The 15694-nt window shown below is 30.3% G+C and carries 17 protein-coding genes; 7 read left to right on the top strand and 10 right to left on the bottom strand.

Features of this window, described 5'->3' with window-relative positions:
• The first annotated feature begins 47 nt into the window (after positions 1-47).
• The 4 genes from FBF15_RS07315 to trmA are packed head-to-tail and all read left to right on the top strand — an operon-like array spanning position 48 to position 4832.
• Entirely contained in the window at positions 48-1286 is a 1239-nt protein-coding gene (locus FBF15_RS07315) for an ankyrin repeat domain-containing protein (protein WP_038816684.1), read from the top strand.
• The gene (locus FBF15_RS07310) at positions 1283-2032 is read left to right on the top strand and encodes an SDR family NAD(P)-dependent oxidoreductase (protein WP_038816685.1); all 750 of its coding nucleotides are present in this window, start codon (positions 1283-1285) and stop codon (positions 2030-2032) included. Before FBF15_RS07315 ends, FBF15_RS07310 begins: the two co-directional genes overlap by 4 nt.
• Positions 2029-3762, top strand: coding sequence for a Na+/H+ antiporter NhaC family protein (locus tag FBF15_RS07305; protein WP_038816686.1), 1734 nt, complete (start codon positions 2029-2031; stop codon positions 3760-3762). Before FBF15_RS07310 ends, FBF15_RS07305 begins: the two co-directional genes overlap by 4 nt.
• A complete protein-coding gene (gene trmA, locus FBF15_RS07300) occupies positions 3759-4832 on the top strand; it encodes a tRNA (uridine(54)-C5)-methyltransferase TrmA (protein ID WP_002856892.1) in 1074 nt (357 codons plus the stop codon). The genes FBF15_RS07305 and trmA overlap by 4 nt, the downstream gene beginning before the upstream one ends.
• Here the strand turns inward: trmA and FBF15_RS07295 are convergent.
• Positions 4819-5235: a membrane protein gene (locus FBF15_RS07295; protein ID WP_002856751.1), complete on the bottom strand. Its 417-nt coding sequence runs from the start codon at positions 5233-5235 to the stop codon at positions 4819-4821. The genes trmA and FBF15_RS07295 overlap by 14 nt on opposite strands.
• 118 nt (positions 5236-5353) lie before the next feature.
• On the opposite strand from FBF15_RS07295, the gene FBF15_RS07290 reads away from it, so the two are divergent.
• Both FBF15_RS07290 and ilvA read left to right on the top strand, forming a co-directional pair.
• A complete protein-coding gene (locus FBF15_RS07290) occupies positions 5354-5767 on the top strand; it encodes a CoA-binding protein (protein WP_002856772.1) in 414 nt (137 codons plus the stop codon).
• Positions 5767-6978, top strand: coding sequence for a threonine ammonia-lyase (gene ilvA, locus FBF15_RS07285; RefSeq protein WP_038816835.1), 1212 nt, complete (start codon positions 5767-5769; stop codon positions 6976-6978). The genes FBF15_RS07290 and ilvA overlap by 1 nt, the downstream gene beginning before the upstream one ends.
• Here ilvA and truA read toward each other — a convergent pair.
• Genes truA through glmU form a run of 7 tightly spaced genes read right to left on the bottom strand, consistent with a single transcriptional unit; the run spans position 6975 to position 13221 of the window.
• Complete coding sequence (truA, locus tag FBF15_RS07280) at positions 6975-7700, bottom strand: tRNA pseudouridine(38-40) synthase TruA (RefSeq protein ID WP_002852636.1); 726 nt, start codon at positions 7698-7700, stop codon at positions 6975-6977. The two genes, ilvA and truA, sit on opposite strands and share 4 nt — an antisense overlap.
• Positions 7697-8722 (bottom strand): LptF/LptG family permease, encoded by a 1026-nt coding sequence (locus FBF15_RS07275; RefSeq protein WP_038816836.1) that lies wholly within the window; start codon positions 8720-8722, stop codon positions 7697-7699. The genes truA and FBF15_RS07275 overlap by 4 nt, the downstream gene beginning before the upstream one ends.
• On the bottom strand, positions 8722-9498 hold the full coding sequence (locus FBF15_RS07270) for an A24 family peptidase (RefSeq protein ID WP_002859509.1): 777 nt from the start codon (positions 9496-9498) through the stop codon (positions 8722-8724). Before FBF15_RS07270 ends, FBF15_RS07275 begins: the two co-directional genes overlap by 1 nt.
• On the bottom strand, positions 9495-10163 hold the full coding sequence (gene uppS, locus FBF15_RS07265; protein WP_002852565.1) for a polyprenyl diphosphate synthase: 669 nt from the start codon (positions 10161-10163) through the stop codon (positions 9495-9497). Before uppS ends, FBF15_RS07270 begins: the two co-directional genes overlap by 4 nt.
• Positions 10164-10166: 3 nt before the next feature.
• Positions 10167-10784 (bottom strand): hypothetical protein, encoded by a 618-nt coding sequence (locus tag FBF15_RS07260; protein WP_002859507.1) that lies wholly within the window; start codon positions 10782-10784, stop codon positions 10167-10169.
• Positions 10781-11935, bottom strand: coding sequence for a bifunctional phosphopantothenoylcysteine decarboxylase/phosphopantothenate--cysteine ligase CoaBC (gene coaBC, locus FBF15_RS07255; protein WP_002867492.1), 1155 nt, complete (start codon positions 11933-11935; stop codon positions 10781-10783). The genes FBF15_RS07260 and coaBC overlap by 4 nt, the downstream gene beginning before the upstream one ends.
• Complete coding sequence (glmU, locus tag FBF15_RS07250) at positions 11932-13221, bottom strand: bifunctional UDP-N-acetylglucosamine diphosphorylase/glucosamine-1-phosphate N-acetyltransferase GlmU (RefSeq protein ID WP_038816837.1); 1290 nt, start codon at positions 13219-13221, stop codon at positions 11932-11934. The genes coaBC and glmU overlap by 4 nt, the downstream gene beginning before the upstream one ends.
• A 142-nt stretch (positions 13222-13363) precedes the next feature.
• On the opposite strand from glmU, the gene fliP reads away from it, so the two are divergent.
• The gene (gene fliP, locus FBF15_RS07245) at positions 13364-14098 is read left to right on the top strand and encodes a flagellar type III secretion system pore protein FliP (RefSeq protein ID WP_002859504.1); all 735 of its coding nucleotides are present in this window, start codon (positions 13364-13366) and stop codon (positions 14096-14098) included.
• 15 nt (positions 14099-14113) lie between these two features.
• Here the strand turns inward: fliP and FBF15_RS07240 are convergent, their stop codons facing one another.
• Both FBF15_RS07240 and FBF15_RS07235 read right to left on the bottom strand, forming a co-directional pair.
• Positions 14114-14884 carry a transporter substrate-binding domain-containing protein gene (locus tag FBF15_RS07240; protein WP_038816838.1) on the bottom strand — a complete coding sequence of 257 codons (771 nt, stop codon included), beginning with the start codon at positions 14882-14884 and terminating at the stop codon, positions 14114-14116.
• Positions 14885-14977: 93 nt separating this feature from the next.
• A partial coding sequence (locus FBF15_RS07235) for a hypothetical protein (protein ID WP_207307118.1) occupies positions 14978-15694 on the bottom strand: 717 nt, incomplete at its 5' end.

Here is a 15694-nt window from a genome sequence, read left to right as displayed (position 1 = left end):
ACTTATTTGGATTAAATAACAAAATTAAAATTTTCAAAGGAAAAATATTGAAGTTATTATTCGCTTCCTTTTGTTGTTTTGCAAGTTTAATGGCTAGTGATGCCATTAACTGCGACAACATTAAAAATAATAAAACATTGCTAAATGAAAGTTCAAATTTAGATTATTTAAATATAGCTTCAAGCTGTAAAGAATCTTTAAAAAATCAAGATTTTACAAAAAAACTCTATGCAATTTCCAATGAAATTCGCGGAAGCAATAGCTCTTGTAATGGTGTGACTTATTTGCCAAAATTACAACAATTTGATTTTTTATTATTAAAAATAGCTATCGATCCCATCGCTTATCAAAAAACTTTAGATACACCCGAAAATTTAGAAAAAAAATATGATATTTTAAAATCTTATTTTAGATATTGGGCATATCAAAGTATAGGAAATTTTAGACTTTACAAAGCTTTTTGGAAAGAATACAATAACGCTATAGAACCTTTAGAAAAATATTTTGAAAGTAATTTTAATTTTGATAAAGGTAGTAATATTTACTATACTAGCAATGCCTTAAACGAATTTTTAAATTGGGCTGTTGGTGAAACAAAAATTTACAAAGACATTAGTCCTTTAGCAAAAATCATGTCAAATAAAAATTATTCAGTATCTTATATACAAGATTTTATTTTTTCAAATAATCCAAGCCAAGATAATCTTACTATAGCCTTGCAAGCAGCGCTTCTAAATCAAAGAGAAAAAGAAATTTTAGAACTTTTGATTCGTTTTGGTGCTAGGATTGACGAAGGTTATGAAAGTGCTATTTTTTACGCATTGGAAAATTATGAAAATACAAACTTTTTAATCCAAAATGGAGCAAATGTTAATCAAGCCAATGCCTTTGGTAAAACCCCGCTTTTTTATGCCATAGAGTTTAATCGTCTTGATATCATAAAACTACTTCTTGATAATGGAGCAAATGTTAATCAAAAATATATTAATAACAATGAAAAATTAGCATTAAGTGCGAACATAGGTTCAAATACGCCTTATTTTATTACATTTTGTGCTCTAGAGCACACTTCAAAAAATGTTTTAATGCATGCTGCGGCCTATGGAAATGTTGAAATTTTAAAACTTCTTATTTCAAAAGGAGCAAATTTTAATACTGTTGATGATCTTGGTTTTAATGCACTTGACTTTGCGCTAGCAGCAGGTAAAAAAGAAAATGCTGATTATCTAAAAAGCTTAGGTTTAAAAGCAAACGAAAATCTATTTTACGGAGGTAGTTTAGAATGAAAACCGCATTTATTACAGGAGCTAGTTCAGGTTTTGGTAGAGCTTGCGTTGAAGCTTTTATGCAAGAAGGCTACAAAGTAATCGCCCTTGCTAGACGCAAAGAGCGTCTAGAAGAGTTAAAAAATGCTCACAAAGATAAGATTTACACGCTTTGCATAGATGTAAGAAATCAAAAAGAAATCTTTGAGGCTATTGAAAATTTACCCAAAGAATTTCAAGAAATTGATGTGCTTTTTAATAATGCAGGTTTAGCTTTAGGGGTAGATGAATTTGATAAATTAAACCTTGAAGATATTAACACTATGGTAGATACAAACATCAAAGGATTTTTATATGTTGCAAAAGCTGTTATTCCTACACTTCGCAAACAAAAAAATGCTTATATTTTTAACTTAGGTTCGGTTGCAGGAAGAAATCCTTATTTTGGAGGCAATGTATATTGTGGAACCAAAGCCTTTGTAGGACAATTTTCATTGGCCTTAAGAAATGATCTTAGAGGAAGCAATATCAAAGTAACAAACATTGCTCCAGGACTTTGCAAAACTGAATTTAGTGAAGTGCGTTTTAAAGGAGATATCCAAAAAGCTGATGCAGTGTATGAAAATACGCAATTTATCAGTGCTAATGATATTGCCAAAGTGGTAATGTCTATCATTAACCTACCAAGTCATATTAATGTTAATGAAATCGAGCTTATGCCTGTCACACAAACTTGGAATGGATTTTATATAGAAAGAGATGAATGAATAAATTTTTAGTTTTATTGTTTTTACCTTTAGTTGCATTTGCAAACTCCTCAGAAGCAGCTGCAAATGCTAATTTATTTGGAGCTTTTACACTTATACCACCTTTAGTTGCTATTGCTTTAGCCTTTATCACAAAAGATGTTATTTTGTCACTCTTTGCTGGAGTTTTAAGTGGAACTTTTCTGCTCAGTCTTTCTGCAAATATTTTTAAAGCACAACATTTAACTTTTGTAAATTATTACAATACCGCAGTAGAATCTTTTTCAAAGATTATTTCTTATATCTTAGGTTCAACTTCAGATCCAGTAAATGCAGGAATCATTTTACAAATTCTTTGCATAGGTGGTCTTGTGGCACTCATCACAAAAATGGGTGGTGCAAAAGCTGTAGCATTAAAATTTGCCACAAGAGCCAAATCAGCTGTATCAGCTCAAGTTAACACTTGGTTTTTAGGGCTTTTAATATTTTTTGATGATTATGCTAATTTACTGATCGTAGGTCCAATTATGCGTCCTTTGGCAGATAAATTTAAAATTTCTCGTGAAAAATTTGCCTTTATTATCGACTCTACCGCAGCTCCTGTAGCAGGAATAGCTGTAATTTCTACTTGGATAGGCTTAGAAGTTTCTTTAATTAAAACCGCTTATGAACACATAGGCATTAGCGATATTAGTGCTTTTGGAATTTTTGTCGAAACCATACCTTATCGTTTTTATAATATCTTCATGCTTTTTTTTGTAGTCATGACTGCAATCATGGGACGTGAGTTTGGTTCTATGTACAAGGCTGAAGTGCGTGCAAGAACCACAGGACAAATTGCACCTCTACCTAAATCAGGCGCACTAAATACTGCTGAATTAGAAGATCAGTTTTTAGCGCCAAAAGAAGGTATTAAAATTCGTGCTTTTGATGCTATTGTTCCTATTTTTACTTTAATCATTTTAGCTATATTAGGATTTTATTTTAATGGACTTAGCACTTTAGAAGGCGAAGAACTTGCAAAAGCAAGTGCTAATCCTTTGTCTTTTGAAACTTTTAGGGCTGCTTTTGGAAATGCTGATTCTTCTGTGGTATTATTCCAAGCTGCTTTGTTTGCTGCTATTGTAGCGATTTTTATCGGAGTTCGTCGTAAAATTTTCAATCTTAAAGAAGCGGTAGAAACTTGGATATATGGCTGGAAAACCATGATTTTTACTATAGTCTTACTTTTATTTGCTTGGTCGCTTTCAAGTATAGTAAAAGATCTAGGGACTTCTTTATTTATCACTAGTTTGCTTGCAGATAAATTGCCTGAGTTTATTTTGCCTGCTACTATTTTTGCTTTTGCTTCAGCTATTTCTTTTGCCATAGGAACAAGCTATGGAACTATGGGGATTTTAATGCCTTTGGCTGTGCCTTTAGCTCATGAAATCGCCAAAATCAATGGTATGGATGCAAATGCTATGCATCATTATATGGTCATTAATATAAGCTGCGTTTTAACAGGTGCGATTTTTGGAAACCATTGCTCACCAATTTCAGATAATGTAATCCTTTCATCCATGAGTGCAAAATGCGATCATATGGAGCATGTAAGAACACAAATTCCTTATGCTTTATTTATCTGTGGTATTTCTTTAATCGCTGGATATATTCCTGTATCTTTAGGACTTAGCGTTTGGTTTGTCTTGCCTTTAAATTTCATACTTATTGCGCTTTTACTAAGACTCATCGGAAAGAAAGTTCCATGAGTCTTGAAAATTTTGGAAATTTTCTCACTTTAGATGAAAAACACTCTTTCATAAAAAAATATTTTAAAGAATTTTATACAAAGGATTTTAAACTTTTTACTTCAAAAGATAAGCATTATCGTACAAGAGCTGAACTTTCATTTTACCATGAAAACGATACGCTTTTTTATGCAATGTTTGATCCAAAAAGCAAAAAAAAATACATTATAGAATATTTAGATTTTGCTGATGAAAAAATTTGTGCTTTTATGCCAAAACTTCTAGAATACTTGCATCAAGATAATAAATTAAAAGAAAAACTTTTTGGCGTGGAGTTTTTAACCACAAAGCAAGAACTTAGCGTAACCTTACTCTATCATAAAAATATAGAGGATATAAAGTCAAATTTAGAAAATTTAAGCAATAATCTTCATATCAACCTTATAGCAAGAAGTAAAGGCAAAAAACTTATTTTTAAAACAGAAAATCTAAGACAAACTTTAAATATTCAAGATAGAAAAATATTTTATGAATTTAACAACGATTGTTTTATTCAGCCTAATACTGCTATAAATGAAAAAATGATTACTTGGGTGTGTGAAATTTTAAATACTCAAAAAAGAATGGATTTACTTGAGCTTTACTGTGGATATGGAAATTTTACTTTAGCTTTAGCACCATTCTTTTTTAAAGTTTTGGCCACTGAAATTTCAAAAAGCAATATTAATTTTGCTTTAAAAAATTGCGAGCTTAATAATACAACAAATATCCACTTTGCAAGACTTTCAAGCGAAGAATTAAGTCTTGCTATCAAAAAAGAAAGAGAATTTTTTCGTTTAAAAGATATTCGATTGGATGATTTTAATTTCTCTCATGTTTTAGTTGATCCACCCCGTGCAGGACTTGATAAAAGCGTAATTGACTTAATAAAAAAATATGAAAATATTATTTATATTTCTTGCAATCCTATCACTTTAAAAGAAAATTTAAAAGAATTAAGCCTAACACATAGAGTGGAAGAGTTTGCTCTGTTTGATCAATTTGTCAATACTCCACATCTTGAATGCGGAGTATTTCTTAGCAAGGTATAAAAAAATAATTCATTAATTTAGCGAGTATTACTATCGCGATACAAAGCACAAATACAAAAGGGTGGATAAAAGCACCAAGTGGGTTTTTCTTCTTTAATATAAAATGACAAAATAAAGAAAAAACAACTAAAGATAAAATTCCAAAAGCCAAAATAATTTTTACAGCAAAAAGTAAATTTAAAGGTTTAAAATGAAAACCTGCCAAAGCACCTCCGCTTAAAAAAAGCAAAAGAACCACAAAAGGCATTATTTTAACTCCAGTAGCACTAAAAAGACTTTTGTCAAAATTAGGATTTTTCTTTTTAACTACACCCAAAACAAATACATCAACAAACAAATAACCTATAAACAAAATAGCACAAAGAAGATGGATTGTTAAAGTATATGGATAAAATTCTTCCATTTTTCCCTCCTTATTAAACTTCGGAATTTGCTATATTATAACACTTTTTTCATTTTTTGAATTCACTTTAGTTAATTTTTTAATCATTTAAGATAAAATACCAAAATAAAGGTTAACAATGAACGAAAAAGAAACTATCTCTTATATTATAAATACAAGTAAAAATATTGCCATATTTGCTTTAAGTCCAGATAAGACAAAAGCTTCTTATAGGGTAGCAGAATTTTTACAAAGAAAAAATTATAAAATTTTTCCTATTTATCCTAAAGAAGAGTTTATTTTAAATGAAAAAGTTTATAGAAATTTAGATCAAATAGAAGAAAAAATCGATACACTTATACTTTTTAGAAAAGGCGAAGTGGCACTAGAAATTCTTCCTAAGCTTGTTGAAAAAAATATTAAAAACCTATGGCTTCAACTTGGTATTAGCAATGAAACAGCCAAAAAAGAATGTAAAAAATTAGATATAAATTTTATACAAAATCGTTGCATTATGCTAGAATATCCGTATTTTAAAACAAAGGAAAAATAGTGTTAGAGCTTAATAAAATTTACAAAGCAAAACAACAAATTTCAGGATTTGTAAACAAAACTCCTTTCATATACTCTTCTTTTTTAAGTGATATTTGTCAAAGTGAGATTTATCTTAAAAATGAAAATTTACAAATTACAGGTGCTTATAAAATTCGTGGAGCTTATAATAAAATAGCCAATCTTAGCGCTGAACAAAAACAACACGGAGTCATTGCGGCAAGTGCAGGAAACCATGCTCAAGGCGTGGCCATTAGTGCAAAAAAATTTGGCATTAAAGCAGTTATTGTAATGCCAGAATCCACTCCGCTCTTAAAAGTTTCTGCTACAAAAGCCTTAGGAGCAGAGGTGATACTCAAAGGGGACAATTTTGATGAAGCTTATGTCTTTGCAACCTCTTATGCTAAAGAAAATAATCTTAGTTTTATCCATCCTTTTGAAGATGAATTTGTAATGGCAGGACAAGGAACTTTGATACTTGAAATGCTTGATGAAATAAGCGATCTTGATATGATTATCGCACCTGTTGGAGGTGGAGGACTTATAAGTGGTATCGCAAGTGCAGCTAAACAAATCAATCCAAACATTAAAATCATCGGAGTTGGAGCCAAAGGAGCTCCTGCAATGTATGAAAGTTTTCATGCCAAAAAAATCAAAAATGCAAAAAGCGTACGCACTATAGCCGATGGTATTGCTGTGCGTGATGCAAATCCTATTAATTTTAATATTATTTTAGAATGCGTAGATGATTTTATCCAAGTTGATGATGAAGAAATCGCTAATGCGGTATTGTTTTTACTTGAAAAACATAAAATCATAGTTGAAGGCGCAGGAGCTGCGAGTGTAGCCACCCTACTTCATCAAAAAATAAATACACAAAATCATAAAAAAATTGGCGTAGTTTTAAGCGGAGGCAATATCGATGCACAAATGCTAAATATCATCATAGAAAAAGGTTTATTTAAATCTTACAGAAAAATGCAAATTCATGTTACTTTAGTAGATAAACCTGGGGCATTATTACACCTTACAGACAGCTTAAAAATAGCCAATGCAAATATAGTAAAAATCGACTATGATAGATTTTCTACCAAGCTTGATTATGGCGATGCGATGATTTCAATTACCCTAGAAACCAAAGGTAAAGAACACCAAGAAGAAATAAGAAAAATTTTAACCCAAAAGGCTTTTAATTTCTATGAAAGTTTTTAATAACATATACGGCTTAAATAAAGCCCATTTGGCGGTGCTAAAAAGTGATTGTATTGCTTTTTAGCCTCAATCTGTTCTTTGAGTTCTTTTTCACTCATTTTTCCTTCTAAAACTTTTAAAACGCTTGCTACGCTTAATCTAATTTGCCCTCTTAAAAAACCATTAGCTTTAAAATGAAAAATGCTAAAATCTTTATAAGCATAAGCTCTAGCAATAAAAATTTCTCTTAAAGTCGTTTTATTATCCCCTCCACTTTTGCAAAAAAACTTTAAATCCTTTTTTCCTACAAAAAAACCCAAAAGCTCATTAGCTTTACCTAGGTCAAATTTAGGATAAAAATGTACATAAGAAGCCATAAAAGGACTATAAGAAGCGTGAGAAAATATATAGCGGTATTCTCTACTTTTTACATCAAATCTTACTTCAAAATCATCTTTTACTTTTTCAATTTTTTTGATATGGATAAAAGGATGGGAAAATTTATTAAGTTGTTTTTGAAGATATTCTAAATTTGTAAAATAATCTCCACACTCCACACTAGCTACAGCATAGCTTGCATGTACTCCTTTATCTGTACGAGAAGCCATTAAAAGAGGTGAAAAAATACCCAAATGCGATAAGGCCCCACTTAAAGCATCTTGAACACCTTTTTTATGAGGCTGAGTAGCAGAACCTAAAAAAGCAGAGCCATCATAAGAAAATATAATTTTTATTTTCATCAATATCGACTCAAAATCATTTTCTTAAAACAATAAGCCGAAACAAATAAACTTAAAGAAAAAATTCCAAGACAAGCCAAAATTGGAGGTTGAGAAAAAGAACTTAAAAGTCCAAAATATATAGCAATCACTCCAAACATACCTAAATACACATAGCCTTTTTCATAACGATAAGTAACCAAACCAAAACAAAGCGCAAAAAGCGTACTAGCAAGTGGAAACAAGGCTATAGTTGTATAAATCACAAATTCTCTTGCTCTTTGTGGATTTTCGTTTAAATCATTCCAGTATTCATAAAATTTCTTTGTTTGAAGATTGTCTGTATTAAACTGAGTATTTACTACTAAAGTGTCAAATTCTCCACTAAAAATACTTTGACCTTGCTCAAAATTATACATTTTGCCTTGATTTAAGCTAAAAGCAAAGCTATCATCTTTTCTTTGCACATGCGCTTCTTTGGCTATGATAAGTTGTTCTTTATCATCTGCTTTATGTTTAGGGCGATACATAATTATGTTTTCATACTTATCACCATCTTGTTTTTCTATAAAAATCATCCAGTCTAAAAATTTTTGTCCAAATTCTCCTGTTTTGTAGTTAAATTTCACTTGAGTGCTTTTATAGTTTACAAAGTTATCCTGAAGTTCAAATACTATAGGTATCATTACCAAAGCCACAACAAGCATAAAAGCACTAATCAAGCTTGCAATTTTAAGGAAAAATTTTGCCAAAATCATTGGTGAAAATCCCAAAGTAAAAAGCACTATGCTTTCATTTTCCTTAGAAAGCCTAAACAAAGCCAAAGTTAAAGAAATAAAAAAAGATATAGGCAAGGTAAAAATTAAAATTCTAGGCAACATAAACCCATAAAGCTTTAAAAGATCCAAAAAACTAATCTCTATACTTGAAGTAAGTTTTGCAAGTTGAATAAAAAACACCATAGATACAATAGCAAAAAGTACGAAAAATATAGACAAATTCGTACTTAAAAATTGATTTAAAACATATCTTAAACTAAGCTTCATTAGAATAATCCTAAGTTTTTATAAAATAAAACTGCCACAAAAGCGATATTTAAAAAGGGTATCATAGCAAGTTCTTGCTCTTTTATTGCTTTAATTCTAAAAAAAATAAAAAAAGGCAAAGTCAAAATAGAAGCTATAAATAATACTAAAAATCCATACTCAAAACCTAAAATTCCACCTATACAAGACATAATAATAATATCAGCATCACCCAAATTTTCTAAAATTTCATCTTTTTTTTGGAAATTCATTAGAAAAAAAACCAAACTTTTTAATAAAAAAACAAATCCTCCAAAACTAAAAGCATTTAGTAAAAAACCTCCACTAAACTCTTTAAAAATCAAAAAATGTAAAATTTCACTCTCCCTAAAGGCGTAAAAAAAAGCAAATAAAAAAGCACTCCAAAGTAAAATTTGTGGTACGGCTTTGAGTTTAATATCAATTAAAGAAAGTAAGAAAAGATTAAATAAAAATAGAGATAAAAATAAAAAATCATAAAAATTTTGACTTAAAGAATAAACCAAAATAAGCAAAATTGCGCCTAAAATTTCATTAATTAACAAAGAAATAGGCAAATGACATTTACAAGTTTGACATTTTGCCTTTAAAAAAATATAAGAAAAAATAGGAATAATTTCATAGTATTTTAATTTTGTATCACAAGAAAAACAAAAAGAGCGCGAGATAAAAAAGGGCTTTTTTTCAATTATCCTACTTGCCAAACTTGTGCAAAAAGAACCCAAACAAGCCCCTAGAATTATTATGAAAAATATCATTTTCCAAAAGTTCTTTCTCTATTTCTAAATTCTTTAATAATCCTTTTAAATTCTCTCTTGGTAAGAGATGGAAATAAAGTTTCACTAAAATAAATTTCAGCATATGAACACTGCCAAAGTAAGAAATTTGAAAGTCTTTTAGCGTTTCCAACGCGAAGCATCAAATCCACATCTAAAGGTAAATCTAAATTTTGCGTTAAATTTTCTTCATTTAGCTCAAGTTTTTTTTCAATCACACGCTTAGCAGCTCTTATAATCTCATCTCTTGCACCATAACTTATAGCCAAATTAACACAAAGTGCGTCACAATGCTTTGTTTTTTCTTCAACTAAGGTAATTTTTTCTCTTACTTTATCTTCCAAGCGCGATAAATCACCTATAGCTCTTAAACGCACATTATTTTTTTCAAATTTTTCTAAAGCTTCATCTAAACAACGATCTAAAAGTTCAAAAATAAAATCAATTTCATCTTTAGGACGCTTCCAATTTTCCGTACTAAAAGCAAAAAGGCTTAAATTTGAAATATTTTCTTCCATGCAAACTTCCATCAATTTTTGCATAGTTTTAACTCCTTGGGAATATCCAAGTTTTGCCAAAAAACCCTTAGCCCTAGCCCAGCGCCTATTGCCATCCATAACAACAGCAAGGTGTTTTAATTCATTCATTTTTCATCCTTTAAAATCAAAAAGCCTTTTGAAAACAAACAAAGGTTCAATCTTGTTTTCTTGCGATACATTAAAATCTAAATGTTCGTTTAAAAATTTTTGCACCTTAGCAAAAGGTGTAAAAATACTAACACCTTGTGAATCTATTAAAATTTTCAAAGCTCCAAAAACACTAAAATATAAGTAAATTTCTAAATATTTTGCTCTTTTACGCATTTGAAACAAGCAAGATTTATTTTCAAAGATAAAAGGAATATGATAAATATTTTCAAAACTTGCAAAAAGCATTTCTTTTAATATCTGATAACGCTCTATATCTTTACAATCTAAAAGATTTTGTATGATGAATTTTTTATAAGAAATTTTATCCTCTAAAATAGCGATTATCAAAGCCAATCCCTCTTCAAAAGGTTTAAAATTAGGACGCTTTGAAAGATGTTTAAATTGTATAACTCCACCATTTTGCATATAAAGTTCAGCTAAATATTCAGCACCAATTTCAAGCTCTATCATGCTTTTGGTTTGAATCTTTTTATGATTTAATAAAAGCGTATAATGTCCATAACCTGATTTAGCTAAAACTTTCATTTGTATAGGTAAGGTAGAATTAATCATACTCATAATTTTTCACACCATTTTACTAATTCAAATGCCAATTTTTCTTTGCTTTGCAAAGTGCTTTTATTTTCATTGTTTAAAGTGATAAAATAAAGCTCATTTTGATCGCTTCCAAAATAATTTTTTTGATCAATGATATTAAGACAAACCATATCAAGTTGCTTATCTTTTAAAGATTTTTTCGCATTTTCTAAGGCATTTTGAGAATCAAATTCCATCTTAAAACCTATCTTTTTGCCTTGAAATTTGCAAGTTTTAAGCAAATCTTCATTTAAAGATAGATGCAAATTTAAACCCTGTAAATGCTCATTTTTTTTAATTTTCCCTTTTACACTTTGAGGGATAAAATCACTCACCGCAGCCGTCATAATCAAAAAGTCATGATTTAAATTTTTATCCAAAAGCTCCTTTAGATCCTTAGAACTTTCAAATTTGCAAAGCTCATAAGGCGTATCAAATTCCACAGAGCTTAAAAGTTTTACCCTAGCTCCTAAAAAATAAAAAGCGTCAGCTATGGCCTTTGCCATTTTTCCACTTGAAAAATTACTCACACAACGCACATCATCGATCTTTTCTTTTGTGCCGCCACCTGTGATAACTACACTTTTATCGCACCAAAACTTTTCTTTTAAAAGTTCTCTTTTGACGATATTAAAAATATTCTTAACTTCAGCTAAGGCTCCTACGCCTTCATCTTTACAAGCTAAAACTTTACAAATAGGCTCTATAATCAAAGCTTTATTTTCTTTAAGCATCTTTAAAGAATTTTGCGTGCTAAAATGATGAAACATATTTGTATTTGCCGCAGGAGCTATGATAAGAGATTTATTTGCTGCGATTAAGGTTTGGATAAAAAGATTATCCGCTATACCAAAAGCAAGTTTATTGATAGAATTAACACTTGCAGGGGCAAACAAAACAAGGTCTACATCCTTGCTAAAAGCTATGTGATTGTTTGAATTTTGCCAACTTTCATTTTCCTCACATAAAACTTCATCAACCAAGGCTTCAAAACTCATTTTGCTAGCAAATTTTAACAAACCATTAGAAAGCAAAACTTTTACCCTAAAGCCTTCTTTTTTAAACAAGGAAATAAGCTCATAAGATTTATAAAAAGCTATACTACCGCTAATGGCTAAAAGTATGGTTTTCATTTTTGAAATTTCTTATAATAATAATCTTTTATCATTTTATGCCCTGCTCTATTGATAAACAAAGTACCCTTTTCTACATTGACACTTACTGTGCTTCCTGCTGCTATGATCACTTCATCTTCGATTTTTACAGGTGCGATAAATTGCGTATCAGAACCTACAAAAACATTTTTTCCTATGATGGTTTTATGCTTTTTTACCCCATCATAATTACAAGTGATAGTCCCACAGCCTATATTGGTTCCACTATCTATCTCACAATCTCCTAAATAGCTCAAATGCCCTGCTTTTACGGTATTTAACTTTGCATTTTTGCATTCTACAAAATTTCCTATATGAGTGTTTTTTAACTCACAATTTGGACGCAAATGTGCCAAAGGCCCTACATCGCTATTTTCTACGATGGAATTTTCTATCACGCTTGAACTTTTAATGATAGAGTTTATAATCTTACTTTTGCCCTCTATCCTTACATTTTCATATACTTCACATTCACCTACAAATTCAACATCTGCACCTATAAAAGTGCTTTGCGGTAAATGAAAAATCACACCCTGTTGCATCCAGTATTTTTTAATTTTTTTTTGCATGAAATTTTCAGCTATACTGAGTTCAAATTTATCATTAATCCCCATAAATTCATCTTCATCTACAAAAACTGCTTTAATCATCACATCTTTTTCTTTTGCTAGTTTTACAATGTCGGTTAAATAATACTCTTTTGCCGCATTATTGTTATCAATCAAAGGTAAAAGCTCTTTTAAAAGCCTCGAGTCAATCACATAAACCCCAGCATTGCAAGTATTTATCTCTTTTTCTTGCGTATTTGCATCTTTAAATTCAACAATTTTTTCAACGCTATCGTTTTTTATCACCACCCTACCATAACTTTTAGGATCTCTTGCTTTAAAAACTGCTAGATTTAATTTTGCATTATTACCCAACAAAGCTTCCAAACTTGTTTGCTCAACCAAAGGCATATCACCACAAAGAATCAACACTCTTTCATTTTTAGGCTCAAACCCACTTAAAGCTCCCGCAGTTCCTGGATAATTTTGCAAATCTTGCTCTAAAATTTGTGTTTTTGGAAAATATTCTAAAATTTCTTTTTCAACGCGTTCTTTTTGATGCGATAAAACTACACTTACATCATCACTTAAAGCAAAAGCCTTTTTTAAAATGTGTAAAATCATACTTTTTTGACAAAGCTCTTGCAAAACCTTTGGCTTTTGTGATTTTATTCTAGTGCCTAATCCTGCCGCTAAAATCAAAATAGAAGTTTTCATTTTTTACCTTTGTTATTAAGAAGTCTAAAAGACTATTTTAGCAGTTTAAAGTTAAAATCCTAATACCCTTAAACTAGTTTTTAGTCATCAAAAGATAAAATTTAAATTTCTTTAATAAAAAACAAAAAAAGGTTTTTAAATTTTGAAAAAAATATTATTATTTTTACTTTTAAGCATGAGCTTATTTGCTGCTGAAGTAACTATCCCTACAGTAAATTTAAGCTTAAGTGCACCCAATACACCTAATCAGCTTGTTACTACTTTAAATATAGTGATTGTTTTAACCATACTTGCGCTCGCTCCAAGTATAGTTTTTGTTATGACTTCTTTCTTGCGTCTTATTGTAGTATTTTCATTTTTACGACAAGCTATGGGGACGCAAAGTATGCCACCTAACACTATTTTGGTAACCTTGGCTTTAATTTTAACTTTTTTTATCATGGAACCTGTAGCTACAAAATCCTATAATGAAGGTATAAAACCTTATTTAGCAGAAAAAATAGGCTATGAAGAGGCTTTTATAAAAGGAGCAAAGCCTTTTAAAGATTTTATGCTTAAAAATACTCGCGAAAAAGATTTAGCCCTTTTTTATCGCATACGCAATCTACCCAATCCCAAAACCATAGATGATGTTCCCCTTACGGTTTTAGTTCCTGCTTTTATGATTTCAGAGCTTAAAACCGCTTTTGAAATAGGGTTTTTAATCTACCTACCCTTTTTAGTCATAGATATGGTTGTAAGCTCAGTTTTAATGGCTATGGGTATGATGATGCTACCTCCTACTATGATCTCTCTACCTTTTAAACTCTTAATTTTTGTATTAGTGGATGGATGGAATTTGCTAGTGCAAAGGCTTGTGGAAAGCTTTGTAACCTAAGAAGGAAAATCCTTCTTAGAAAAAGAATTCTAAATTATTCTTTTTAAAAGTATCTTTAACATCTTTAAGATATTTCTCTCCTAAAGAATCAAAAAGCCCATCTTTTTTGCTTTCTGCAATAAATTCATCAAGCTCTTTTTTAAGTTCTGCATTGCCTTTTTGTACTGCTATACCCCAAAACTCAGGATTTTCTTGAAAAGGCGCCAAAATGGCTCTAGTTGCATCTTGATGTTTTTGCCAAGTGCGATAAATCGTAAGTTGATCATAAAAAAATCCATCAGCCTTACCTTGAATCACTTCCAAAATAGCAGCATTTTCTTTATCAAATAAATTAATAGTTGTATTTTTTAAATTTTTAACCGCATATAAATGTCCTGTAGAGCCACGCTTTAAAGCCAAAACTTTGCCCTTTTTATCTAAATCTTTGATATTTGTAATATCAGAGTTCAAAGGAGTTAAAATAGCCAAATTTGCCTTAGCATAAGGAATGCTAAAATCCACCACTTTCTTTCTCTCATCGGTAATTGTCATAGAGGACATAATAAGATCTATCTTGGCTGTTTTTAAAGCAGGTATTAAACCATCCCAAGCGATATTTTTTACTACAAGTTTATAGCCGTTTTTCTTTGCAAAAGCTTCTAAAAAATCCACGCTAATTCCACTTGCTTTGCCTGTTTTATCGCTCATTTCAAAAGGCGGATATCCAAGCTCCATTCCTACAACCAAATCTTTTGCACTCAAATTTAAAGCAAAAAAAGAGATAAAAATCAAAATAATTTTTTTCATAATTTCCTTTCAAAATTTTTTGTAAAAAAATTATACTAATTTTATCTTATTTTGTTATTAGCAATTTGTTTCAAACTTAAAAAATTAAAACTTCTAAACCCTAGTTTGCCCCATAAGATTATTTAATCTATCCATTATAGAATCAGCAAAAGAATTTATACTTTCACTGCTTGCTTTCCAACCATTAGCTTTTGCTTGATGAAATTCTCTATCAAAAGAGATTCCACTGCCTACGTATACATTTTGCCATTTAACTCCTTTTTCCATTACATAAATACCTGCATCAAGCCAGCCATCTTGTGCATAACCTTTTAATAAACTTGCAAAATCAACTTTTCCTGTCATGATGTCGTCTAAGGAAACGCTAAAAGAAGGATTTGCTTTCATTTCTAGCTCAAGTTTTGCTTCACGAACTTTTGCTTCAGGGCTCAAAACAACTTGATTTGAAGATGGAATAGGCGAATAAGACTTTAAAAAACTCATAAATAAAGCTTCTTTAGAATAACTTCCATCTTCATTTTGTGGATAAACTGACATATCAGGATTAAATTGCCAATCTTCACCTTTAGAAACATTTTTGATTTCTTCCAAAGATAAACCAAAACTATGTCCATTTATGCCATCTATTAAAGATCCTGATTGTATATATAAACTTTCAGCTTCTTTCATTTGTTCAGGGGTTTGATAAATATTTGTAATAGAAGAATTTGAAAAATCTCTTAGGTGAGTGATATTCATTCTATTGCTTGGATCATTAAAATCCATCGATTTTATTCCATTTATAGCATACCCCTTAGGCATAGAATTTAT

It is taken from the genome of Campylobacter sp. CFSAN093233 (assembly GCF_011068165.1).
GTDB classification, from domain to species: domain Bacteria; phylum Campylobacterota; class Campylobacteria; order Campylobacterales; family Campylobacteraceae; genus Campylobacter_D; species Campylobacter_D jejuni.
Note: the sequence above shows the minus strand (reverse complement) of the source record. Positions and strands in the feature narration are given on the sequence as shown.

Bases quoted from the DNA above. Each gene is read 5' to 3' on its own strand.
- FBF15_RS07310 (WP_038816685.1), top strand. From the start codon at position 1,283: ATGAAAACCGCATTTATTACAGGAGCTAGTTCAGGTTTTGGTAGAGCT.
- FBF15_RS07305 (WP_038816686.1), top strand. From the start codon at position 2,029: ATGAATAAATTTTTAGTTTTATTGTTTTTACCTTTAGTTGCATTTGCA.
- trmA (WP_002856892.1), top strand. From the start codon at position 3,759: ATGAGTCTTGAAAATTTTGGAAATTTTCTCACTTTAGATGAAAAACAC.
- FBF15_RS07295 (WP_002856751.1), bottom strand. From the start codon at position 5,235: ATGGAAGAATTTTATCCATATACTTTAACAATCCATCTTCTTTGTGCT.
- FBF15_RS07290 (WP_002856772.1), top strand. From the start codon at position 5,354: ATGAACGAAAAAGAAACTATCTCTTATATTATAAATACAAGTAAAAAT.
- FBF15_RS07275 (WP_038816836.1), bottom strand. From the start codon at position 8,722: ATGAAGCTTAGTTTAAGATATGTTTTAAATCAATTTTTAAGTACGAAT.
- FBF15_RS07270 (WP_002859509.1), bottom strand. From the start codon at position 9,498: ATGATATTTTTCATAATAATTCTAGGGGCTTGTTTGGGTTCTTTTTGC.
- uppS (WP_002852565.1), bottom strand. From the start codon at position 10,163: ATGAATGAATTAAAACACCTTGCTGTTGTTATGGATGGCAATAGGCGC.
- FBF15_RS07260 (WP_002859507.1), bottom strand. From the start codon at position 10,784: ATGAGTATGATTAATTCTACCTTACCTATACAAATGAAAGTTTTAGCT.
- coaBC (WP_002867492.1), bottom strand. From the start codon at position 11,935: ATGAAAACCATACTTTTAGCCATTAGCGGTAGTATAGCTTTTTATAAA.
- glmU (WP_038816837.1), bottom strand. From the start codon at position 13,221: ATGAAAACTTCTATTTTGATTTTAGCGGCAGGATTAGGCACTAGAATA.
- FBF15_RS07240 (WP_038816838.1), bottom strand. From the start codon at position 14,884: ATGAAAAAAATTATTTTGATTTTTATCTCTTTTTTTGCTTTAAATTTG.